Annotated in this window: 23 protein-coding genes; 5 read left to right on the top strand and 18 right to left on the bottom strand. The window is 70.5% G+C overall.

Annotation, left to right across the window (positions count from 1 at the left end):
• Window positions 1-4: 4 nt before the first annotated feature.
• The 14 genes from ACE3T5_RS03770 to ACE3T5_RS03835 all read right to left on the bottom strand — a co-directional run bounded on the left by ACE3T5_RS03770 (window position 5) and on the right by ACE3T5_RS03835 (window position 11,924).
• Window positions 5-880: a branched-chain amino acid ABC transporter permease gene (locus tag ACE3T5_RS03770; RefSeq protein ID WP_374664601.1), complete on the bottom strand. Its 876-nt coding sequence runs from the start codon at window positions 878-880 to the stop codon at window positions 5-7.
• 111 nt (window positions 881-991) lie between these two features.
• Window positions 992-1,384: a DUF6285 domain-containing protein gene (locus tag ACE3T5_RS03775; protein ID WP_374664603.1), complete on the bottom strand. Its 393-nt coding sequence runs from the start codon at window positions 1,382-1,384 to the stop codon at window positions 992-994.
• 5 nt (window positions 1,385-1,389) lie between these two features.
• On the bottom strand, window positions 1,390-2,394 hold the full coding sequence (locus tag ACE3T5_RS03780) for a phosphotransferase family protein (RefSeq protein WP_374664605.1): 1,005 nt from the start codon (window positions 2,392-2,394) through the stop codon (window positions 1,390-1,392).
• Between the two features lie 5 nt (window positions 2,395-2,399).
• On the bottom strand, window positions 2,400-3,443 hold the full coding sequence (locus ACE3T5_RS03785) for a hypothetical protein (protein ID WP_374664607.1): 1,044 nt from the start codon (window positions 3,441-3,443) through the stop codon (window positions 2,400-2,402).
• Window positions 3,440-3,892: a VOC family protein gene (locus ACE3T5_RS03790; RefSeq protein ID WP_374664609.1), complete on the bottom strand. Its 453-nt coding sequence runs from the start codon at window positions 3,890-3,892 to the stop codon at window positions 3,440-3,442. Before ACE3T5_RS03790 ends, ACE3T5_RS03785 begins: the two co-directional genes overlap by 4 nt.
• A 24-nt stretch (window positions 3,893-3,916) precedes the next feature.
• Window positions 3,917-4,699 carry an enoyl-CoA hydratase/isomerase family protein gene (locus ACE3T5_RS03795; protein WP_374664611.1) on the bottom strand — a complete coding sequence of 261 codons (783 nt, stop codon included), beginning with the start codon at window positions 4,697-4,699 and terminating at the stop codon, window positions 3,917-3,919.
• Window positions 4,699-5,073 (bottom strand): Zn-ribbon domain-containing OB-fold protein, encoded by a 375-nt coding sequence (locus ACE3T5_RS03800; RefSeq protein WP_374664613.1) that lies wholly within the window; start codon window positions 5,071-5,073, stop codon window positions 4,699-4,701. The genes ACE3T5_RS03795 and ACE3T5_RS03800 overlap by 1 nt, the downstream gene beginning before the upstream one ends.
• A 1-nt stretch (window position 5,074) precedes the next feature.
• The gene (locus ACE3T5_RS03805; RefSeq protein WP_374664615.1) at window positions 5,075-6,235 is read right to left on the bottom strand and encodes a thiolase domain-containing protein; all 1,161 of its coding nucleotides are present in this window, start codon (window positions 6,233-6,235) and stop codon (window positions 5,075-5,077) included.
• A gap of 6 nt (window positions 6,236-6,241) precedes the next feature.
• The gene (locus tag ACE3T5_RS03810) at window positions 6,242-6,697 is read right to left on the bottom strand and encodes a MaoC family dehydratase (protein ID WP_374664617.1); all 456 of its coding nucleotides are present in this window, start codon (window positions 6,695-6,697) and stop codon (window positions 6,242-6,244) included.
• A gap of 25 nt (window positions 6,698-6,722) precedes the next feature.
• Window positions 6,723-7,868: an acyl-CoA dehydrogenase family protein gene (locus tag ACE3T5_RS03815; protein ID WP_374664619.1), complete on the bottom strand. Its 1,146-nt coding sequence runs from the start codon at window positions 7,866-7,868 to the stop codon at window positions 6,723-6,725.
• A gap of 19 nt (window positions 7,869-7,887) precedes the next feature.
• On the bottom strand, window positions 7,888-9,078 hold the full coding sequence (locus tag ACE3T5_RS03820; RefSeq protein WP_374664667.1) for an acyl-CoA dehydrogenase family protein: 1,191 nt from the start codon (window positions 9,076-9,078) through the stop codon (window positions 7,888-7,890).
• Between the two features lie 13 nt (window positions 9,079-9,091).
• Window positions 9,092-10,006 carry an SDR family NAD(P)-dependent oxidoreductase gene (locus ACE3T5_RS03825; protein ID WP_374664621.1) on the bottom strand — a complete coding sequence of 305 codons (915 nt, stop codon included), beginning with the start codon at window positions 10,004-10,006 and terminating at the stop codon, window positions 9,092-9,094.
• 104 nt (window positions 10,007-10,110) lie between these two features.
• Window positions 10,111-10,623 (bottom strand): aromatic-ring-hydroxylating dioxygenase subunit beta, encoded by a 513-nt coding sequence (locus ACE3T5_RS03830; protein ID WP_374664623.1) that lies wholly within the window; start codon window positions 10,621-10,623, stop codon window positions 10,111-10,113.
• Window positions 10,623-11,924 (bottom strand): aromatic ring-hydroxylating dioxygenase subunit alpha, encoded by a 1,302-nt coding sequence (locus ACE3T5_RS03835; protein WP_374664625.1) that lies wholly within the window; start codon window positions 11,922-11,924, stop codon window positions 10,623-10,625. Before ACE3T5_RS03835 ends, ACE3T5_RS03830 begins: the two co-directional genes overlap by 1 nt.
• A gap of 174 nt (window positions 11,925-12,098) precedes the next feature.
• Here ACE3T5_RS03835 and ACE3T5_RS03840 point away from each other — a divergent pair, with 174 nt between their 5' ends.
• On the top strand, window positions 12,099-13,109 hold the full coding sequence (locus ACE3T5_RS03840) for a tripartite tricarboxylate transporter substrate-binding protein (RefSeq protein WP_374664627.1): 1,011 nt from the start codon (window positions 12,099-12,101) through the stop codon (window positions 13,107-13,109).
• An 11-nt stretch (window positions 13,110-13,120) separates the two neighbouring features.
• Entirely contained in the window at window positions 13,121-13,609 is a 489-nt protein-coding gene (locus ACE3T5_RS03845) for a MarR family winged helix-turn-helix transcriptional regulator (protein ID WP_374664629.1), read from the top strand.
• Between the two features lie 22 nt (window positions 13,610-13,631).
• Here the strand turns inward: ACE3T5_RS03845 and ACE3T5_RS03850 are convergent, their stop codons facing one another.
• The 3 genes from ACE3T5_RS03850 to ACE3T5_RS03860 all read right to left on the bottom strand — a co-directional run bounded on the left by ACE3T5_RS03850 (window position 13,632) and on the right by ACE3T5_RS03860 (window position 16,115).
• Window positions 13,632-14,132, bottom strand: a complete 501-nt coding sequence (locus ACE3T5_RS03850) for a hypothetical protein (RefSeq protein WP_374664631.1) — start codon at window positions 14,130-14,132, stop codon at window positions 13,632-13,634.
• 70 nt (window positions 14,133-14,202) lie between these two features.
• On the bottom strand, window positions 14,203-14,409 hold the full coding sequence (locus ACE3T5_RS03855; protein ID WP_374664635.1) for a DUF2783 domain-containing protein: 207 nt from the start codon (window positions 14,407-14,409) through the stop codon (window positions 14,203-14,205).
• An 11-nt stretch (window positions 14,410-14,420) separates the two neighbouring features.
• A complete protein-coding gene (locus ACE3T5_RS03860) occupies window positions 14,421-16,115 on the bottom strand; it encodes an FAD-dependent monooxygenase (protein WP_374664637.1) in 1,695 nt (564 codons plus the stop codon).
• A gap of 166 nt (window positions 16,116-16,281) precedes the next feature.
• Between ACE3T5_RS03860 and ACE3T5_RS03865 the strand changes: the two genes are divergently transcribed.
• Window positions 16,282-17,490 carry an acyl-CoA dehydrogenase family protein gene (locus tag ACE3T5_RS03865; RefSeq protein WP_374664639.1) on the top strand — a complete coding sequence of 403 codons (1,209 nt, stop codon included), beginning with the start codon at window positions 16,282-16,284 and terminating at the stop codon, window positions 17,488-17,490.
• 10 nt (window positions 17,491-17,500) lie between these two features.
• Here the strand turns inward: ACE3T5_RS03865 and ACE3T5_RS03870 are convergent, their stop codons facing one another.
• On the bottom strand, window positions 17,501-18,487 hold the full coding sequence (locus tag ACE3T5_RS03870; protein WP_374664641.1) for an AraC family transcriptional regulator: 987 nt from the start codon (window positions 18,485-18,487) through the stop codon (window positions 17,501-17,503).
• Window positions 18,488-18,617: 130 nt separating this feature from the next.
• On the opposite strand from ACE3T5_RS03870, the gene ACE3T5_RS03875 reads away from it, so the two are divergent.
• Together ACE3T5_RS03875 and ACE3T5_RS03880 are read left to right on the top strand one after the other, a co-directional pair.
• A complete protein-coding gene (locus tag ACE3T5_RS03875; protein ID WP_374664643.1) occupies window positions 18,618-19,073 on the top strand; it encodes a carboxymuconolactone decarboxylase family protein in 456 nt (151 codons plus the stop codon).
• Between the two features lie 94 nt (window positions 19,074-19,167).
• The gene (locus ACE3T5_RS03880; protein ID WP_374664645.1) at window positions 19,168-20,172 is read left to right on the top strand and encodes a Bug family tripartite tricarboxylate transporter substrate binding protein; all 1,005 of its coding nucleotides are present in this window, start codon (window positions 19,168-19,170) and stop codon (window positions 20,170-20,172) included.
• Window positions 20,173-20,200 lie beyond the last annotated feature (28 nt).

Consider the following 20,200-nt stretch of genomic DNA (forward strand, 5'->3'; position numbering starts at 1 on the left):
GGCGTCAGACCTTCTTTCGCACGCGTTCGCCGAACAGGCCGGTGGGCTTGATGGTCAGCATCACGAGCACCACCACGTAGGGCATCACGTCCTTGAAGCCCTCGGGCAGGTAGAAGCCCGACAGCGACTCCACCAGGCCGATGATCACGCCGCCGACGATGGCGCCGGGCAGGCTGCTGAAGCCGCCGACAATGGCCGCGGGAAAGGCCTTCAGCCCGATGAAGCCCATGTTGGCGTGCACGAAGGTGAAGGGCGCCAGCAGGATGCCCGCCACCGTGGCCACCGCCGCTGCCAGGCCCCACACCAGGCCGTTGAGTCGCTGCACGGGAATGCCCATGTAGTAGGCCGCCAGCTGGTTCTGCGACGAGGCCTGCATGGCGATGCCGATGCGCGTGTAGCGGAACACGGCCCACAGCACCAGGCACAGCGCGGCCGTGCAGCCGATGATGACCATCTGCTCGGCGGCCAGCACCACGCCACCGGCGTTGAGCGACGCGCCCTTGTAGGGCACGGCCAGCGCATGCGTGTCGGTGCCGATGCCGGGCACCATCGTGACGCCGCCGCGCGCGATGTAGCCGAGGCCGAAGGTAAGCATCACGATCGAGAACGCTGGCTGGCCCAGCACGGGGCGGATGACCGCGCGTTCAATGCCCAGGCCCACCAGCGCCATGGCCGCCACGGCCAGCAGCGCGGCCAGCCAGAACGGCAGGCCCAGGATGCCCATGCCCGCCAGGGTGAAGAAGGCGCCCAGCATCATCAGCTCACCCTGGGCGAAGTTCACCGTCTCGGTGGCCTTGTAGATGAGGACGAAGCCGAGCGCCACGAGGCCGTAGACGCAACCTTGTGCAATGCCCGCCACGATGATCTGCAATAGCAGCAACGCCTGTCTCCTGTGGCCGCGTGTGATCCGCGGCATTCGTTCTGGGATGCGAAGGCGCAAGGCCTTCGGGGAAGCGCAGCTTAGGGTCGGGGGTGCGCGGGATTTATCGTCTTATCCGACGAATTCGCGGCCTCGGCCGCGCACGCGCACGTAGGTGCTGTAGGTGGGCTGGTCGACCGCCACCTTCCGCAGCGTGACTTGCCACAGGTGGTCCAGCAGCAGCGGGTCGTCCCAGGCGATGGTGCCGGCGGTGATGGCTTCGCACAGCGCGCGTTGCAGCGCGTCCAGATCGTCGACGTCGCTGCGCAGCAGATGCTGAAGGCCTGCGCGTTCGGCCGCGTCGCCCTCGGCGAGGTCTGGCAGCTGGCGCTGCACGATCTGTAGCAGGCTGGCCGCGATGCGTGCGTCGTAGGCTGCGCGGCCGTCGAGGCCGGGCACCGCGGTGTCGCGCAGGAAGCGGATCACACCGTCCAGCAGCGCGTGGGGGGAGGGTTCGTCTTGCATGGTCGTCAGCGCCGCGGCGCCAGCAGGTGCAGCAGTTCGATTTCGGACTCCGAGGCGCGGCGGCCCACGGCGGCGCGTTCCAGGGCGGGGTCGACTCCGGTGCGGAAGGCGCGGCCCATGCTGTCGCAGGACACGCACCACTTGAAGGTGCCGAACACCTCCCACCAGTGCACGCGGGCCACATCCACCGGGCGCCCGGTGATGGCCGAGTAGCCTTCGAACAGCGCCTCGCGTGGGCCCAGGCCGCCGGCCGGCTGGTCGATCCGGCCGTAGCGCCAGGCGTTCATGCAGAACAGGCCGAGGTCTTCCATCGGGTCGCCCAGGTGGGCAAGCTCCCAGTCGAGCACACCGCGAATGCCATGCGGGCCGACCATCAGGTTGCCGACGCGGAAGTCCGCATGCACCAGCGTGGCCTCGCCCGGCGGCGGGGGCGCATGGTCCAGCAGCCAGCGCAGCGCCCAGGCCAGCACAGGCCGCATGCTGCCGCCGGCACGCAGGCGCTCTGCCCAGCCCAGCGCCTCGTCGCGCGCGAACGCCGTCCGCAGCGGTGGCAGCGCGGCGCGGGGCAGCGCATGGATGCGCGCGAGCAGCGTGCCGCATTGCCGCGCGAGCTGCGGCCGGATGGCGTCGAAGGCGGCATCGCGCAGGATGCGCGGGCCGCGCGTCTCGCCTTCCAGGCGCTGCATGACATAGCCCTCGCCCAGGCCGTCTTCGGGCTGCAGTTCGCCGTGCAGGGCCGGCACCGGCACGCCGCCCGCGGCGGCGAGCCGCAACAGCGCCGCCTCGGCGGCCATGCCGGCGCTCCCGGCCTGTGCCTCGGCGCTCCACTGCCGCGCGATGCGCACGATCAGTGGCATCGCGCCGTGCGGCGTGACGGCGTCGAAGGCCCAGAGGGCCTGACTCGCGCCGCTGGTGATTTCATGCACGGCGGCCACTGCGGTGGTGCCGGGCATGCAGCGCGTGGCCACGGCCAGCAGCCGCTCGGCCATCGCCTCGGGGGGGGCCGACATCGCGTTCAGCTCCAGCCGAGGCGGTGCGAGATCGGGATGCCGTCCGTCACCACGTCGCAGAACTCCGACATCCCCAGCGTCGTGCGGCCATCGCACTGGTACTCGGTCATGGCCTCGGTGATGCGCGTGAAGCTGGCGGGGTCTGCGCCCGCCGCGGGCTTGTGGCGCAGCGGGATCAGCGAGCGCACGCGGCCCGCCAGCGTGTAGCTGCGGGCGTCGGTGTCGAAGCTGACGGTGAAGGCGCGATGCATGAAGTGCTCGTCCCACTCGGTCTGCATCCGCACGTTGCGCACCGGCTGCAGCGCGCCACCCCCCTCGCACACGTGGCCGATGATGAACGGCTCCTGGCCCTCGCGGCCCATGATGGACAGCAGCACCGAGAAGTCGGGCCCGAAGGTCACGGGCAGCCAGCGGTACCAGTAGAAGTTGTGCCAGTGGCGCGGGCCCCAGGACTTATCGCGGTAGCCGGTGCCGCTGTCGATGGGATGCCGCACGCCGTCCACGGTGATGTGGCCCCGCGCGGCCAGGTGCTGTTCGGTGTGGCCGCGGAAGACGGCGTGCACCGGGTCCAGCACGATGGGCTGGCCGTCCAGGGTGACGATCTCGCCGCCGTGCATGGGCGACACGCCCTCGAAGTCGAGCTCGATCAGGGCCGGCCGCTTGGGGTTGGCCTTGAAGGCGGCGCCAGGGTGGGCCATGTCCAGCGGGTTGCGCAGGATCAGCAGTTCGCCTTCGTAACGCACGCGGAAGCGCTTGAACGGCTCCAGCACGTCGAAGCGCAGCGCGCCCGCGTTCATCTCGCGGTTGTGCGTGATGGCGGGCCGGGCGTACATGAAGCCCACCGAGCCGTCGGCCAGGTGCACGCAGCACGTCATCTCGGCATGGCCTTCGTTCACGCGGTTGCCGATGCGCATCCACGCGCCCATGCCTTCAGCCAGGCTGAAGGCATTGAAGTACATGCTCTCGTTGTAGTTGGTGGCCGCTTCGGGTTCGTGCGTGTAGTCGTCACGCGGATCGAGCTTCAGCCGGGTGCCTTCGGGGATGATCATGCGCGCGGCTCCGGTTCCCACACCTGCGCCCATTCGCGCTCGGACAGGATTTCGACCATCGCGCCGTTGGTGGCGCGCGGGCTCAGGATGAGCCGGTCATCGCCCCGGCCGGTGGACGTGGGCCGGGCGGCAAACCGCACGCCCTGCGCTTCCAGTTCGCGCGCCACCACGCCGGTGTCCTCGTCCACCATGCACAGATGCAGCATGCCTTCGCCATGCTCGCGCAGGCGGCGCGCCACCGGGTTGGCGGTGTCGGCTTCGTCCACCACCTGCACCAGTTCCACCATGAACTGGTCGGGCGTGCCGTCGCGCGACAGGAAGACCGAGCGCAGGCCCTCGGGCGGGACTTCCATGCGCTTGATCTCGCGGTAGCCGAACAGCTGCGCCCAGCGGGCGATGGCAGCGTCCAGGTCGTGCACCAGCACGCCTACGTGGGTGATTCGCTTCATGGTCGGGGTCTTCTGGTGGCGGGCTCAGCGGCCCGCGAACACGGCGGGGCGCCGGGCCAGGAAGGCCTGCACGGCCTCCTGGTGGTCGTGGGTCGCGGTGGCGTGGATCTGCTGCACGGCTTCGTACTCAAGCAGTTCCGCGAAACCCCGGGTCTGGGCGGCCAGCAGGTTGCGCTTGATGCCGGCGTGGGCCAGCAGCGGGCCGGCCGCGAAGCGCTGCGCCCAGGCCTGCGTCTCGGCGGCCAGTGCGTCGTCGTCGACCAGGCGCGTGGCAAGGCCCAGGGCCTCGGCCTGGGCGGCGTCGAAGATGTCGCCTGTCAGCAGCAGCTCGCGGGCCCTGGGCTCGCCCACGATGCGGGGCAGCTGCCACGACACGCCGAAGTCGGTGACGAGCCCGATCTTCACGAAGGCGGCGCCGAACTTGGCCGAGCGCGCCACGAGGCGGAAGTCACAGCACAGCGCCATGCCCAGGCCCGCGCCCATGGCCGGGCCCTGGATGCTGGCGATGGTAACCTTGGGGCAGGTGGCCAGGGCCAGGGGCACGCGGTGGCCCCAGCGCACCCAGTCGAGCTTCTGCTGCGGTGTGCGCGGATCGGGGTTGGCCATGCCCTTCACGTCGCCGCCGGCGCAGAAGGCGCGGCCGGCCGCGGCCAGCACGATGGCGCCGACGGCCGGGTCGCGGCCCAGCCGGTCCAGCGCTGCCAGCAGGGCCTCGATCATCGGGTCCGACAGCGCGTTCAGGCTGTCCGGGCGGTTCAGGGTGAGGGTGGCGACGCCGCCCTCGACATGTTCGATCAGGTCGGCCATCAGGCGGCGTCCTTCGGGGTGGGTTGGAAGTACGGCCGGGTGCGACCTTCGGCGTCGGGCTGGAAGATGACCTGCACCGCCTGGCCGATGTGCACGTCCGCAGGCGCGCAGGCCACGATGTTGGCGAGCATCATCGGCCCCTCGGCCAGCTGCACGTAGGCCACCACATAGGGCGGGTCGGCCCGGTTGGCGATGGCGTAGCTGTACACCACGGCGCGGCCGCTGGCGGGCTGCCAGTGGGTGTCGCTGCTGAAGCAGTGCGGGCAGTGGCTGCGCGGCGTGTAGTGCGCCTGGCCGCAGGCCTTGCACGTCTTTACCAGCAGTTCCTGGCGGTCCACGGCGTCCCAGTAGGCCTGGGTCTCGAAGGTAGGCATGTCAGACCCTTTCCAGGATGAGCGTGGCCGATTCGTGAAGCTGGCCCAGCGAGCCGCCGGTGCCATGCGCCAGCACGAGACCGCAGTTGGGGACCTGCACCGCCGGGTGGGCCTCGCCGCGCGCCTGGCGCACCGCTTCCATCACCTTGGTGACGCCGCCGCGGTTGCCGGGGTGGTTGCTGCACAGGCCGCCGCCGTCGGTGTTGAACGGCAGCCGGCCGACGCCGGAGATCAGGCCGCCGTCGGTGACGAAGCGGCCACCCGCGCCGCGTTCGCAGAAGCCCAGGTCTTCCAGCTGCATCAGCACGGTGATGGTGAAGCTGTCGTACAGCGAAACGTACTGGATGTCGGCCGGCTTGCGTCCGGCCTCGGCGAAGGCGATGGCGCCCGAGACGGCGCCGGCCGAGCTGGCGAGATCGAAGAAGCCACCGTTCAGCGTCTTCACCGCCTCGCCCGCGCCGCGCACCACGATCATCGGGCGCTTCAGCTGCTTCGCGATGTCGGGGTGCACCACCACGATGGCGCCGCCGCCGTCGCTGATGACGCAGCAGTCGAGCCGATGCAGCGGGTCCGCCACCAGCGGCGAGTTCACCACGTCTTCCACGGTGACCACCTTGCGCAGCATGGCATGCGGGTTGTGCTGCGCGTGGTGCGAAGCGGCCACCTTGATCCAGGCCAGCTGCTCGGAGGTGGTGCCGTGGTCATGCATGTGCCGGCGCGCCACCATGCCGTAGCCATGCGCGAGATGGCAACCGTAGGGCACGTCGAACTCGTCGTCGGGCGTCTCGGGGTCCACCGGCATGCCGGGGCCCACGCCGGCGGCGCGCGGTCGTCCGCAGGAGGTGATCAGCGCCACGCGGCACTTGCCGGCCGCGATGGCATGCGCCGCATGGCCCACGTGCAGGATGGGTGCGGAGCCACCCGACTCGGTGGTGTCGGTGTGGCGCAGCTTCAGGCCCAGGTAGTTGGCGAGCGTGAGCGCGCCGAAGCCGGGCACGCCACCGTCACAGTAGAAGGCGTCGACGTCGTCCTTGGACAGCCCCGCGTCGTCCAGTGCGCCCCTGGCTACTTCCGCGTGCAGCTGCACCAGGCTCTTGTCGGTGGCCAGCCGGGTGGGGTGCTCGTAGATGCCGGCGATGCAGGCCTTGCCGTTGATGCTCATCGCGGGTCAGTCGTAGTACAGGAAGATGGACTCGGCCACCAGCGCCGGCTTGGCCTGGCCTTCCACCGTGATGCTGGTTTCGGTGACGCACTTGCGCCCGCCCGCCACCGGCTCCACGCTCTTGAAGGTGATGCTGGCGCGCACCCGCGAGCCGGCGGGCACCCCATTCAGGAAGCGCAGGCGGTCCGAGCCGTAGTTGAGGACGCGCGAGGCGCCCTGCACCTCGTACAGCGGCGGCATCAGCCGGCCGAGCAGCGACAGCATCAGGAAGCCGTGGGCAATGGTCTTGCCGCCCGGCATCTCGCGCGCGGCGCGCTCGGTGTCCACATGGATCCACTGGCGGTCGCCGGTCACATCAGCGAAGGCATCGATCATGGCCTGGTCGACGGTGAGCCATTCACCGGGGCCGATGGTGGTGCCCACCAGGCCATTCAGGCGGGAGGGGTGGTCGAGAACGAGCATGGGTCAGGGGGGTGGGTCGTGGGGGTCAGGCCGGCGTCGACACGGCTGCGGTCAGGCGGGCCAGGCGTTGCTGGTGGTGGTCGGCGTTGCCGAGGAAGGCGTCGAGCATCAGCAGGCGCTTCATCACATGGCCGATGGCCAGTTCGTCCGTCATGCCCATGCCGCCGTGCAACTGGATGGCCTGGTGGCCGATCCAGCGGCCGGCGCGGCCGATCTGCACCTTGGCGGCGGTGGCGGCGCGGTCGGCGGTCGCGGCATCGCCGTCCGCCGTCAGCGCGGCATGCAGGGCCAGGGAGCGGCTGCATTCCAGCTGCACCTGCATGTCGACCACGCGATGGCGCAGCACCTGGAACGCAGCCAGCGGCTGGCCGAACTGCTTGCGCTGCTGCAGGTAGGCCGTGGTCTGCGTGATGGCGGCCGCCATGGCGCCGCAGGCTTCGTTGGCCAGCACGGCCAGCGCCTTCGCCACCACGCGCTGCACGTGGGGCAGGGCGCCGCCGGCGTCCCCCAGCACGGCCAGCGCCGGTGCGGCGTCGAAGCGCACGTGCGCGCCCGGGCGCTTGTCGATCATCGGAAAGCGCTGCAGCGTCACGCCGGCAGCGGCGCGGGGCACCACGAACAGGCCCAGGCCGTCGGCATCGAAGCGCCCACCCGCGGTGCGCGCCAGCACGATCAGCCAGTCGGCGTCGGGGGCGTCCCACACGCTGGTCTTCTGGCCGGTCAGCTTCCAGCCGCTGGCACTGCGCTCGGCACGGGTCTGCACGTCGTGCAGTTCGAAGCGCGACTGCGCCTCGGCCTGCGCGAAGGCGATGCGCAGCCGGCCTTCACCGACCTGCGGCAGCCATTCCGCCTGCTGGGCGGCGCTGCCGGCGGCCTGGATCAGGCCAGCGCCCACCACCACGGTGGAGACGAACGGTTCCAGCACCAGCGCGCCGCCGAAGCAGTCCGCCAGCGCCGCGGCGTCGGACGTGCCGCCACCGAGGCCGCCATGCTCGGCGGGCAGGGCCGCGGCCAGCCAGCCCAGGGCCGCGAACTGGGACCAGAACACGGGGGATCCGGCGCCTTGGCCCAGCGCCGCTTCGCGCCACACGGCATGCGGATATTCGTTGCCCAGCCAGGCTTGCACGCTGTCGCGCAGGGTCTGCTGGTCGTCGTTGAATGCGAGTCTCAAGGGGTGCTCCTGCGTGAAGTCAGCTGCCGAAGGCCAGCTTGGCCAGGATGTTGCGCTGGGTCTCGCTGGAGCCCGCGTAGATGGTCGCCGCGCGGCGCAGGAAGTAGTCTTCCACCCGGCCCAGGGCTGCGTCGGGCGCGCCCGGCGTCTGGAACGAGCCGTCGCCCGCGCTCTCGTAGGGCATCACGCCGGGGCCCATGGCGTCGAGCGTGAGTTCACACACCAGCTGCATCACTTCGGAGCCGCGCAGCTTCATCATGCTGGCCGCGGCCATGCCGTCACCCGTGTAGGCGTCGTCCAGCAGCAGCCGCAGATTGGTCAGCTCCAGTGCGTCGAGTTCCACCTGGGCGCCGGCCAGGCGCAGCGCGAAGTGCGGGTCTTCCGCCAGCGGCCGGCCATTGACCTGCTGGGTGGCGGCCAGTTCGCGCAGCAGCACCATGCGCCGCTTGGTGCGGCTGACTTCCGGCGTGGCCGAGCGTTCGTGGCCGAGCAGGAACTTGGCGTAGGTCCAGCCCTTGTTCTCCTCGCCCACCAGGGTGGCGCGCGGCACGCGCACGCCGTCGAAGAACACCTCGTTCAGCGTGTGGCCGCCGTCGATGGAGATGATGGGGCGCACGGTGATGCCGGGCGTCTTCATGTCGATCAGCAGGAAGGAAATGCCCTTCTGCTGCTTGGCCTGCGGGTCGGTGCGCACCAGGCAGAACATCCAGTCGGCCTTGTGCGCGTCGCTCGTCCAGATCTTGCTGCCGTTGACGACGTAGTGGTCGCCGTCGGCTTCGGCCCGCGTCCGCAGGCCGGCCAGGTCCGAGCCCGCGCCGGGTTCGGAGTAGCCCTGGCACCAGTGCTCGGTCATGGCCACGATGGGGGGCAGGAAGCGTTGCTTCTGCGCCTCGGTGCCGAAGGTGTAGATCACCGGGCCCACCATGTTGATGCCGAACATCGACAGCAGCGGCGCATCGGCCAGCGCGCATTCGTCCTCGAAGATGAAGCGCTGCACCGGCGTCCAGCCCGTGCCGCCGTATGCCTTGGGCCAGGACGGTGCGCCCCAGCCGTGACGGTGCAGGATCTGGTGCCACGCCACCACGTCTTCCTTCGGCAGGTGCGAATGGCTGCGCTGCTGGCGCGCCAGGCGCGGCGGCAGGTGGTCGCGCAGGAAGGCCTTCACCTCCTGGCGGAAGGCGTGGTCAGCCGGCGTCAGGTAGGCGTCGATCATGGCGCGGCCTTCAGAGCGTGATGCCCACCGTGGCCAGCCGCGCAGGCATCTGGCCCAGCACGCCGGGGGCCGTGGGCGTGGCGGTGGACAGGTCGGTGAGCTGGGCCACGGCCTGGGCGAACATGTCCACCGTGATGGGCTGGCGCGGGTCGAACTGCACGCCCGCCGTCTCGAAGAACTGCACGCGGCCGAAGCCGCCCGCGGCGGCGGTGATGATGTGGGCGGTGAACTCGCAGGCCTCGCTGGCCATGTAGGCGACGGCCGGCGCCACGTGGGCCGGCTGCATCAGCTGGTCGATCTCACTGGAGACCGCGCCCAGGCCCTGGGTCATGCGGGTGGTGGCGCCGGGGCTCACGGCATTGACCTTGATGTTGGCCTTGGCGCCCTCGACGGCCAGCACGTTCATCAGGCCCAGCAGGCCCATCTTGGCCGCGCCGTAGTTGGCCTGGCCGAAGTTGCCGCTGGTGCCGGCCACCGAGGTGGTCATGACCACGCGGCCATACTTCTGCTCCATCATCAGCGGCCACGCGGCCTTGGTGCAGTAGGTGGAGCCGAGCAGGTGCACGCGCAGCACGGCTTCGAAGTCCTCCAGCGCCATCTTCGCGAAGCTCTTGTCGCGCAGGATGCCGGCGTTGTTGATCAGCGCGTCGATCCGGCCGAAGTGCTTGACGGCGGTGTCGATGAGGTTCTGCGCGCCTTCGGGCGTGGCCACCGAGTCGTAGTTGGCCACCGCCTGGCCGCCGGCCGCACGGATTTCATTCACCACCTGGTCGGCCGCGGCGCTGTCGCCGCCGACACCGTTGACGGTGCCGCCCAGGTCGTTCACGACGACCTTCGCGCCCTCCTTCGCCAGCAGCAGCGCGTGCTCGCGCCCCAGACCATTCCCCGCCCCCGTGACCACGGCCACTCGCCCTTGCATCCGCATCGTTCCATCTCCATCGGGCGCCTTGCCCTTGCCTCTGTGGGCCTGGAGCATCGCCGGAAGCGCGGCGGGGAAAATCGTCGCTTCCGACTAATCTGCGCGGAGCCTCAGATCAGGAACGCCAGCGTCGTCAGGGCCGCATCGTTGTTGACCAGTGCCACCTTCTTGAAGGCCATGCGCCAGCCGTCCGGCGTCTGGCGCAGCACGTACTCGTTGCGCGCGGCCCAGAGGATCTGCCCTCGGCGATGCGACTCGTACAACAGCATGTTGGCCGTCACGCGCGTGCCGCCCGGCTCCTCGCCCAGCACCTCCACGTTGCCGATCACCCGGCGCAGGCGCGAGGTGGGCAGCTGGCTGTAGCGCTTGCCGGTGTGGTACTGGCGGATGCGCAGCGCGATGCGCGAGCGGTTGTCGTAGATCACGGACATCTGCGACTCGGGGTCGATGTCCTCGCCGTTGGCGGGCACCCAGTAAAGGGCGTCCTCGGTCCACAGCGCCTCCCACTCGTCGTAGCGGTTCTCGTCCTGCAGCCGCGCCTCCAGGTAGAGGAACTGCGTGATCTGGTGATGCCGCACCAGCGCGGCCAGGTCGGCGGTCATCAAGGTGTCGGCGGCGCCCATCACTTGGCCTCCATCAGCGAGCGGTAGTGCTGCCACATGCCGCGCGAGCACAGGTCATCGGTGGCATGGCCGATGCGGAAGCCCTGCTCGTCGCGGCGTTCGCGGTGGCTGCCGCGGCCGAGGTACACCCACTCCGGGTTCTTCTCCTGCACGCCGCGGTGCGAGCGCTCGTACATCTCCGCGTCGTCGGCCAGCAGGAAGCCGGCCGGCCCCACCGAGCCCATGGTCTGCTGGCGCAGGCGGCGGTTGAAGTCCGGCGCGCCCTTGAACTGCAGCGCGGTCACGTGCTGCACCGTCTCGTTCACGTTCAGCGGCTGGATGGTGAACATCTGGATCTCCGCGATGAACAGGTTGGGGAAGATCATGATGTGCGGCGTGCCCTCGATGAGGATCTCGCGCGCCTTCTGCTCGCCGTAGGCGGCGTTCATCTTCGACACGTAGTCGGGCAGCTTCTGCGGCGTGGTGCCGAACCACGAGAGCGGCTCGCCGCGCTTGCGGAACTCCGGCCGCAGGTCCACCTCGCTGTGGCCGTTGCCGAAGTAGCGCGTGACGGCGGTGGAGGTGTCGGCGTACAGCGTGCCGATCTGGCTGTCGGCCACGTCGAAGATGGAGGCATGCACGAAGGCTGGGTGGTAGCCGTCGGTCTCGTTCTCCATCACGAACTTCCAGTTCGCCATCACCTTGTGCTGCAGGAAGCCGGCGGTGATCTCCACCTCGCCCTCGGGCGAGTTGCGGCACAGGATGTCCAGCGCCTCCTTCGCGCCGCCCAGGTGCTCCTCCAGGCTGATGCCGTCCTCGGCCATGCAGCCGAACACGAATCCGCGGTAGCTGGCCACGCGCGCCACCCGGCCCAGGCCGAGCGACTTGCGCATGTCACCCTCGTAGCCCGAGGGGAAGGGGTAGCCGCGCAGGCTGCCGTCGTTGTCGAAGGTCCAGCCGTGGTAGTTGCAGGTGAAGGTGCGGGCGTTGCCGCGGTGCTTCTCGCACACCTGGTTGCCACGGTGCGGGCAGCGGTTGTGCAGCAGGTGGATGCGGCCGTCCTTGCCGCGGGTCATGATCACCGGATCAGGGCCGATGGACTTCATCACGAAGTCGTTGACGTTCGGCACCTCGCTCTCGTGGCCCACGTAGACCCAGGTGCGTTGCCAGATGCGTCGCACCTCCTCCTGGAAGATCGCCGGGTCGGTGTACAGCGAGCCGTGCACGTGCTCCGGGTGGATGAGGGCCGACCAGTCGATGCGGGCGGGCGGGGGCGCCACGGGGCGTGGCGCGGCGGAAGCGGCGGGGGCCAGGGTCTCCACGGGTTCTCCTTGGTTCGTCTTAAAAAGACCGACGCGTCGGTTTATGTATGAATGGTGCCGGCCCGCCGGGGCCGCAACCTTGATGCAGATCAAGGTTTGTGAGGTCCGGGTCGGGCGGCCAGCAGCGCCCGGACCGGCGGACGCGGCCCGGCCGGTGCGCCAGAATGCAGGGCCATGCCGCCCGACAGACCGCTTCTTCGCGCCCTTCGCACCCGCCGCCAGGCCCTGGCCCGCCTTCTGGCTGGCGGCCTGGCTGCCACCCTGGCCGCGCCGCTCGTGCGGGCCCAGGCCTATCCCACGCGGCCGGTCCGCATCGTCGTGCCCTTCGGCGCAGGCGGCGTGGCGGACCTCACCGCCCGCGCCGTGGCCCAGCGCCTGGCCGAGGGCCTGCGGCAGCCCGTGGTGGTGGAGAACCGCCCGGGCGCCGGCGGCGTGGCCGCGGGCGAGGCGGTGGCGCGGGCCGAGCCGGACGGCCACACCCTGCTGCTCATGAGCAACGGCACCGCGGTCAGCGCCGGCCTGTTCCGCTCGCTGCCCTTCGACGCCCGCAGGGATTTCGCGCCGGTGGGCGTGATCGGCAGCTTCGACCTGGCCGTGCTCGCGCCGGGCGACAGCCGCTTTGCCACCCTGCGCGACCTGGTGGCCCATGCGCGCGCGCAACCCGGGCGGCTGAACCTGGCCACCATCCAGATCGGCAGCACGCAGCATCTGGCCGCGGAACTGCTGAAGACGGAACTGGGGCTGGACTTCCAGGTCGTGCCCTTCAACGGCACGCCAGCGGTGCTGACGGCGCTGCGCGGCGGGCAGGTGGATGCGGCGGTGGAGATCCTCGGGCCGATGCTGCCGCAGATCACGGCTCGCGCGGTGCGGCCGCTGGCGGTGCTGGGGGCACAGCGGGCGGCCGCATTGCCGGATGTGATGACGGTAGCTGAATCGGGCGCGCGCGGTTTCGACGTGACGTCCTGGAACGCGTTGGCCGCGCCAGCGGCCACGCCCGCCACCGTGATCGGGACGCTCAACAGCGAACTGAACAAGGCACTCGCCACGTCCGAACTGCGCCGGCAACTGGCGGATCTGCATGTGCGGCCGATCGGCGGCCCGCCCGAGCGCCTGCGCGAGCTGCTGGCCAGCGAGACCCGCCGCTGGGGCGACGTCATCACGCGCGCTGGCGTGCCGCGTCAATAGATCCCGCAAGCATGGCCGCCTCGCGATCCGCTCCACCCGCCGTGCCCCTGGGCGAGAGCTTCACCCACCGACTGCACCGCCTGCACAAGCTGACCGACCGCGTGAGCCAGCAGGCCTACGTGGCACAGGCCGGTCTGTCGCTGAGCGAGGGGCGCTGCCTCGCGGCCATCGGTGCCTTCACGCCGCTGTCGGTGAACGATCTGGCGCAGCACGCCAACCTGAACAAGGCCCAGGCCAGCCGCGCCGCGCAGGCACTGGTGGACCAGGGGCTGGTGGTCAAGGCGGCCAGCGCCACCGACGGCCGCGGGGTGGTGCTCACGCTCACGGCCAGTGGCCGCGCCGCCTGGCAGCGGGTCATGCGCGTGATCGGTGAACGCAACGAAGCCATCGTGTCGTGCCTGAGTGAAGCCGAGCGGCGGCAACTGGACCGTCTGCTGGACAAGCTCGTGCGGCACGCGGAGGCGGGGGACACAGGCGCTGGCGAGGGCGAGAGCGACTGAGGCCCCGCTCGTTGCTGCGGTTTCAGCCCAGCTCGATCACCTGCCGCCAGGGCAGCCGCGCGTCTGCCGTGTAGTCCGCCACCACCCAGGTGCGCGTGGCGTGATCGGCCATGTCGGCGAGGAATTCACGCAGCACGCGGGCCGATGCGGCGTCGAGCGCGCCGAAGGGCTGGTCGAGGCAGGTCACGCGCGCGCCTGCGGCCAGCAGGCCGGCCAGCGCCACCTTGCGGCGGCTGCCGGTGGAGTGCATGTAAAGCGGCTTGTGCGCGTGCGGGGTGAGGCCGAGCGCGTCCACCAGGTCCTGGTGCAGGGTGGCGTTCCACCCCGTGTAAAGCGACTGCACGGCCGCCCACACGTCGGCGGGCAGGCGCTGGTCGTCACCGGGCAGGGAAAGGTCGAGCCAGATGCCATCGGGCGCGGCGGCGCCTTCACTGGCCAGGCGTCGCAGCAGCGTGGTCTTGCCAGTGCGTTCATCGCCGACCACGGCGACCAGGCCTGGGGGGAGCGAGGGCAGGGGGTGCATGCGCCAATTGTCCGACCAGGCGACACCCGTCATTCCCGCGCAGGCGGGAATCCAGGCGGTGTACCGCCGCTCACAAGTCCCGCAGCGCCGCCTGCAGATGCGCGCGAAAAGCCTCGGCGCTGCCTTGCGCCTGGGCCTGCAGCAGCGCGAGCTTGACGAGGAACAGCTCGGATCGCGCGGGCCCGGCTTCGTCAGTGGCGCGGGCCAGTTCGTCGTAGACGGCTTCCAGCTCGCCGATTGGCAGGCTGACGGGGGCATGGGGAAGGGGATGGGTCATGGCCGCTCCTTTCAGGCCTGCAGGATCTGCTGGAGGGCCTGGTCCAACCGGTGCGCGTCCAGCGTGACCCAGCGGGCGCAGACGTGCTGGTCGGGGCGCAGCAGGTACGCGGCGCCGCTGGCGGGTACGCCCCAGCGGGCGCGCACGTGGCCGGCGGCATCGACCAGCGTGCGGTCCGCGCCCGCCACCGCGCCGGCCGCGGCGGCGATGGCGGTGCAGCGGATGGGCACGCCGCGCGCCCGGTGCGCGCGCACGACAGCCTGCACCGCATCGGGCACGGGCTGTCCATCGGTGAACCACAGCAACTCCAGCTCGCCACCCAGATGATCCAGCAGATGATCATCCGGTCCTAGGCGCACATTGCGCGGGGGCGCACCGGCTGCCGGACCGGCGGTGAAGAGGGCGTTGTCGTCGCCGGTGCTGTTGAGCGCCGACTGCGTGTACTCGTGCGGGCGTGAGGTGCGCCAGTGATAGAGCGGCCGCACGAAGGCCTGCGTGAGCGAGAGCGACAGCACGGCGTCACGCAGCAGCTGAAAGCCGCGCGTGGGTGGGGTCATGAAGCGCGTGCTCTTGCCCGCCTCGTCGATGATCTCGCGCGCGGCGCCCACGCGCTCACGGCTGTAGTTGGCCAGCAGGCTGGGGGCAGCCAGGCCGCGCACCACGAAAGCCAGGTGCCAGGCCAGCGACTGCGCGTCCTGGAAGGCGGTGTTGGCGCCCCGCACACCGAAGATGGGCAGCAGGTGCGCGGCATCGCCGACGAAGAGCACGCGGCCGTGCACGTAGTCCGGCAGGGTGAGCGCGCGCGCGGAGTAGACCGAGGACCAGTCCAGCTCCCACGGCACACCGGCGTGGCCGATCATCGCGAGCTGCGCATCGATGCGGGCCTTGAGTGACTCCGGCGCCAGCGCCTGCTCGGGTGTCTCACCGCGCGGCAACTGGTAGTCCACCCGCCAGATGCCCAGCGGCTCGCGGTGCATCAGCACCGTGTTGCCCGGGTTCCAGTCGGGGTCGAAGTACGCGCGGCGTTCGGTGGGCAGCGGCAGGTCGATGCGGATGTCGGCGATGAGGAAGAAGCCCTCGTAGGCATCGCCCTCCATCTGCAGGCCCAGGGCCGAGCGGATCTCGGACCGGCCGCCGTCGGCCGCGATCACCCATTGCGCGTCGATCTCGTACGGCCCGGCCGGCGTGTCCACCTGCACGCGCGCGCCGTCGGCCGCGGGCTGAACGCCTGCGCAGCGGTTGCCCCAACGCAGATCGACCAGTGCATTCGCCTCGCACGCCTCGGCCAGGTATTCCTCCAGGAACTGCTGCTGGATGTTGGTCATCGGCCAGAAGCGGTCATCGGGGTCGTGCGGCGCCTCCATGCGGAACACGCGCTCGCCCCGGTAGAAGCTGTTGCCGAAGCGCCAGGGCAGGCCCTGCGCGGTGATGCGCTCGGCCACGCCCACCTGCTGCAGGATCTCCAGCGAGCGGCGCGTGAAGGCGATGGCGCGGCTGCCGAGCGAGACCTGCAGCTCCGCGCACAGCACCACGCTCGCCACGCCCAGGCGCGCCAGCTCCAGCGCCGTCACCATGCCGGCCGGGCCGGCGCCGACGATCACCACCGGGTGCGCCTGCGGGGGCTGGTCTGGCGTGGGCAGCCAGGGCGCATGCACCTGGTAGCGGTAGTAGATGGAAGGGCGGGGTTCGGTAGACGGGCTGTGCATGGCAGACGCGCAGTCTATCGCCATTTGGTTGCGGTCGCAACCAAATGGACGGCCCGAGCGGCTTCGCGTTTGTACCGATCCGGTGTCGGCGCCGCGGCGCTGTAATCACCCTCGCACCCCCGCCAGGCCGCGCCGCCTGCGCATCCCCCAAGCAGGACCCTCCCCGATGACCCTTTCCACCGACAACCGCTCCGCCGCCCAGGTGTTCAGCGGCCTGAGCCACGAAGAGATCGAGGTGCTCGATCAGGCCGACCGCTTCGCGCGGGCCGAGCTGTACCCGCTGGCGCCGCGCATGGACAAGGAGGAGTGGTGGCCGAAGGAGGCCTTCCCGAAGATCGGCGCCAACGGCTACTTCGGCATCACCGCGCCCGAATCACTCGGCGGCGTGGGCGCCGACCTGTTCACCAGCGGCCTGGTGCTGCAGGCCTTCGGCCGCTGGAACCACGCTATCGCGATCAGCTGGGTGGCGCATGAGAACCTGTGCCTGCACAACATCCTGCGCAACGCGAATGAGGACCAGCTGCGCCGCTACGTGCCCGGCCTGGCTAACGGCACGAAGACCGGCGCGTTGGGCCTCACCGAGCCGGGCGCGGGCTCCGACGCACTGGGGTCCATGCGCACCACGGCCACGCGCGAGGGGGATCACTACCTGCTGAACGGCACCAAGATCTACATCACCAACGGCCCGGTGGCCGACGTGCTGCTGGTCTACGCCAAAACCGATCCGCAGCGCGGCTCGCAGGGCATCAGCGCCTTCATCGTCGAGAAGGACTTCCCGGGTTTCCGCGTCGCGCAGAAGCTCAGCAAGATGGGCTTCCGCGGCAGCCCCACCGGGGAGCTGGTGTTCGACAACTGCCGCGTGCCGGTGGCCAACCGCGTCGGTGACGAGAACACGGGCGTGAAGGTGGTGATGAGCGGCCTGGACCTGGAGCGCGCCATGGTCGCGCCGCTGTGCCTGGGCATTGCAGAGCGCGCCCTGCAGATCAGCCTGGACTACGCCCGCACGCGCGAGCAGTTCCGCCAGCCCATCGCCAGCTTCCAGATGATCCAGGACAAGCTGGCCCGCATGTACGTGTGGGTCGAGTCCATGCGCCTGTTCACCTACCAGGCGCTGCGCGCGGCCAGCGCCATCGCCGAGAAGGGCGAGGCCGGCCGCGGCGACATCCACAAGATCACCGCTGCCTCGGTGATGCTGGCCGCCGACAACATGAACCGCGTGCTGGACGAAGCGGTGCAGATCCACGGCGGCGCCGGCTACATCTGGGACTCCGAGGTGAACCGCCTGTACCGCGCGATCAAGCTGCTGGAGATCGGCGCCGGCACGACGGAGGTGCGCAAGCTGATCATCAGCGGGGAGATGATCCGCAACGGGTGAGGGCCCCGCCTCACACCCGCAGCGACTCCGCCGTGCACCCGAAGGTGGCGCGGTGCCAGCGCGAGAAGGAGCTGGCATCCGCGAAGCCGAGCGACGTGGCCACCTCTCGCAGGCTGCGTCGCCAGTCGGGCACCAGGCGCCGTGCCAGCTCTTCCTGCAGCTCCTGCACGATGGCCGAGAAGGTCGTGTGCTCGCGCTGCAGGCGCCGGTGCAGCGTGCGGCGGTCCACGCCCATGAGTCGCGCCACCTGTTCCACCGTGCAGCGGCCCGCGGGCAGCAGCACCACGGCCACCTGCCGCACCTCGTCGGCCATCGACAGCGCGGCGTCGGCCTGGGCCTGGATCTGCGCGCGCAGGTAGCCGGCGATCACCGGGTCGGCGGTGGCGATGGGCGTGTCCAGATCCTGGCTGGTGCAGACGATGCCATTGAACTCCTGCGCGAACTCCGGCACCTGGCCGAGCACGCGGCGATGCACGCTCAGGTCCGCCGGGGCCGAGTGCAGCAGGCAGATGCGGCGGGCCCGCCAGTCGGCCCCCAGGAAGGCCTGCATCACCCGCACGCCGATGGCCAGCAGCAGCTCGGTGGCCTGGCGCACCGGCGCGCCGCCGCCGACCAGCAACTCCTCATGCAGGATCGCGATGCCGTCCGACTCCACCAGGCGCTGCACCAGGGCCTCGTTGTGCATGCGGCCGTAGCGTGAGATGGCCTGCAGCGCGTGGCGCAGCGTTGGCTCCTCGCGCGCGAGCATGCCCAGCACGCCCAGGTTGGTGATGCGCCGGCCCTCGGCCATCAGCAGGCCGAAGGCCTCCACGCCCGAGACGGCGGCGGAGCGCTCCAGCAGCTCGCAGGCGGCGCTGATGGGGATCTTCAGCTCCGGCTCGCTCACGCAGCGCGCCGGCAGGCCGGCCTCGCCCAGCATGGCCCACGGGTCCAGTCCCACGGCTCGCGCCACCTCCACGTAGTTGGCAAGGGCCGCCGCACGTACACGTCCGCTCATGGGGGTTTCCCGAGTCGTCCCGAAATGGCCAATGAATGTCCCGACATGCTAAGCCAGATCCGTTGACCGTGGCGAAGAATCCTGCCGATTCCGGGACCCCGATCCTCACCCGCCTTCAAGGAGAACGCCTTTGCCCCGCACCGCCAAGCCCCCCCGCGCCCGCGCCGCATCCACCACCCCCACCTGTGACCGCCTGCGCGAGCTGGGCGAATGGAACCCGGCCTGGGAGCCGTTCTACGAGCTGGACCCGGAGTGGACGGAGCGCTTCATGCACATGGGCACCAAGCCCATCCTGGCCGGCGTGCTGGATGCGAAGACGGTGGAGTTCATCGCCATCGCCATCGATGCCTCGTGCACCCACCTCTACGCGCCGGGCGTGCGCCGCCACATCCGCAAGGCGCTGGCGCTGGGGGCCACGCCCGAGGAGATCACCGCCGTGCTGCAGTGCGCCAGCGTGCTGGGCATCCACAGCATGAGCCTGGGCGCGCCGATCCTCGCCGAGGAGCTGGCGAGCCGCCGGCTGCAGGCGCGGCCGGCCCGCTCGGCGGGCACCCGGGCCCGCCGCACGGCAGCGGCCGCCACGTGACATTCGAAGGAACGGCCGGCACGATGCAGGCGTGCATGCCATGCCCGCGCGGCCGAGCCGTTCCGCATCCGCAGACACCCAGGAGACAAAGACCATGAACCGCATCGCTGCCACTCGCAGATCCCTGGCCCTGGCCGGCCTCGTCACCGCGCTCGCCCTTGCGCTGCCCGCGACCACGCTGGCCCAGGGCGCCGAACGCTGGCCGGACAAGCCCATCCGCCTGATCGTGCTGGGCACGCCGGGCGCCAGCGCCGATGTGCTCGCCCGCACCATCGGTGACGGCCTCTCGCGCAACGTGGGCCAGCCCGTGGTGGTGGACCCCAAGCCAGGCGCCGCCGGCGCGCTGGCGGTGGAGGCGCTGCTCGCTGCGCCGCGTGACGGCCACACCTACCTGGTGGCGGTGAACAGCCTGGTGTCGGAGATCCCGCACTCCGTGAAGCCGCGCCATGATCCGTTCAAGGACCTGGTGCCGCTGGTGGAGCTGGTGAGCGGCCCGCTGGTGCTGGTGGCGAACACGCAGACCGGCGTGGGCTCGCTTAAGGAGATGGCGGCCTACGTGAAGGCGCGGCCGGGCAAGGTGAGCTACGCCTCGTACAGCGCGGGCACGCTCTCGCACGTGATGGGGCTGCAACTGAACAAGGCCGCGGGCCTGGACATGCAGCATGTGGGCTACAAGGGTTCGTCGCCGGCGCTGCAGGATCTGATCGGCGGCCAGGTGGACTTCATGTTCGACGGCTCCGCCACCTCCATCCCGCACATCAAGGCCGGCAAGCTGAAGGCGCTGGCCGTCACTTCCGCGCGCCGCATCTCGGCGCTGCCCGAGGTGCCCACGATGACGGAGCTGGGCTACCCGCAGCTCACGCAGTACCCGTGGATCGCGTTGTGGAGCACGCCGGGCACGCCCGCCGCCGCCCAGGCCCGCATGCGCGCCGAGGTGCTGAAGGTGCTGGCCACGCCGCAAGTGCGCGACAAGTTCACCTCGTTCGGCCTGGAGGTGGACCCGACGCCGCCCACGGTGGAACAGATGCAGCAGACCCTGCGGACCGAGTTCCAGGCCGTGGGGCAGACGCTCTCGTCGATCGGGTACAAGCCGGAGTAGGGCGCCAGCCCGCCTGGCCGCGCTTGCC

Origin of the sequence: Ramlibacter sp., assembly GCF_041916345.1 — a bacterium.
Lineage (GTDB): Bacteria > Pseudomonadota > Gammaproteobacteria > Burkholderiales > Burkholderiaceae_C > Ramlibacter.

Bases quoted from the DNA above. Each gene is read 5' to 3' on its own strand.
- ACE3T5_RS03775 (WP_374664603.1), bottom strand. From the start codon at position 1,384: ATGCAAGACGAACCCTCCCCCCACGCGCTGCTGGACGGTGTGATCCGC.
- ACE3T5_RS03780 (WP_374664605.1), bottom strand. From the start codon at position 2,394: ATGTCGGCCCCCCCCGAGGCGATGGCCGAGCGGCTGCTGGCCGTGGCC.
- ACE3T5_RS03785 (WP_374664607.1), bottom strand. From the start codon at position 3,443: ATGATCATCCCCGAAGGCACCCGGCTGAAGCTCGATCCGCGTGACGAC.
- ACE3T5_RS03790 (WP_374664609.1), bottom strand. From the start codon at position 3,892: ATGAAGCGAATCACCCACGTAGGCGTGCTGGTGCACGACCTGGACGCT.
- ACE3T5_RS03795 (WP_374664611.1), bottom strand. From the start codon at position 4,699: ATGGCCGACCTGATCGAACATGTCGAGGGCGGCGTCGCCACCCTCACC.
- ACE3T5_RS03800 (WP_374664613.1), bottom strand. From the start codon at position 5,073: ATGCCTACCTTCGAGACCCAGGCCTACTGGGACGCCGTGGACCGCCAG.
- ACE3T5_RS03805 (WP_374664615.1), bottom strand. From the start codon at position 6,235: ATGAGCATCAACGGCAAGGCCTGCATCGCCGGCATCTACGAGCACCCC.
- ACE3T5_RS03810 (WP_374664617.1), bottom strand. From the start codon at position 6,697: ATGCTCGTTCTCGACCACCCCTCCCGCCTGAATGGCCTGGTGGGCACC.
- ACE3T5_RS03825 (WP_374664621.1), bottom strand. From the start codon at position 10,006: ATGCGGATGCAAGGGCGAGTGGCCGTGGTCACGGGGGCGGGGAATGGT.
- ACE3T5_RS03830 (WP_374664623.1), bottom strand. From the start codon at position 10,623: ATGGGCGCCGCCGACACCTTGATGACCGCCGACCTGGCCGCGCTGGTG.
- ACE3T5_RS03840 (WP_374664627.1), top strand. From the start codon at position 12,099: ATGCCGCCCGACAGACCGCTTCTTCGCGCCCTTCGCACCCGCCGCCAG.
- ACE3T5_RS03845 (WP_374664629.1), top strand. From the start codon at position 13,121: ATGGCCGCCTCGCGATCCGCTCCACCCGCCGTGCCCCTGGGCGAGAGC.
- ACE3T5_RS03850 (WP_374664631.1), bottom strand. From the start codon at position 14,132: ATGCACCCCCTGCCCTCGCTCCCCCCAGGCCTGGTCGCCGTGGTCGGC.
- ACE3T5_RS03855 (WP_374664635.1), bottom strand. From the start codon at position 14,409: ATGACCCATCCCCTTCCCCATGCCCCCGTCAGCCTGCCAATCGGCGAG.
- ACE3T5_RS03860 (WP_374664637.1), bottom strand. From the start codon at position 16,115: ATGCACAGCCCGTCTACCGAACCCCGCCCTTCCATCTACTACCGCTAC.
- ACE3T5_RS03865 (WP_374664639.1), top strand. From the start codon at position 16,282: ATGACCCTTTCCACCGACAACCGCTCCGCCGCCCAGGTGTTCAGCGGC.
- ACE3T5_RS03870 (WP_374664641.1), bottom strand. From the start codon at position 18,487: ATGAGCGGACGTGTACGTGCGGCGGCCCTTGCCAACTACGTGGAGGTG.
- ACE3T5_RS03880 (WP_374664645.1), top strand. From the start codon at position 19,168: ATGAACCGCATCGCTGCCACTCGCAGATCCCTGGCCCTGGCCGGCCTC.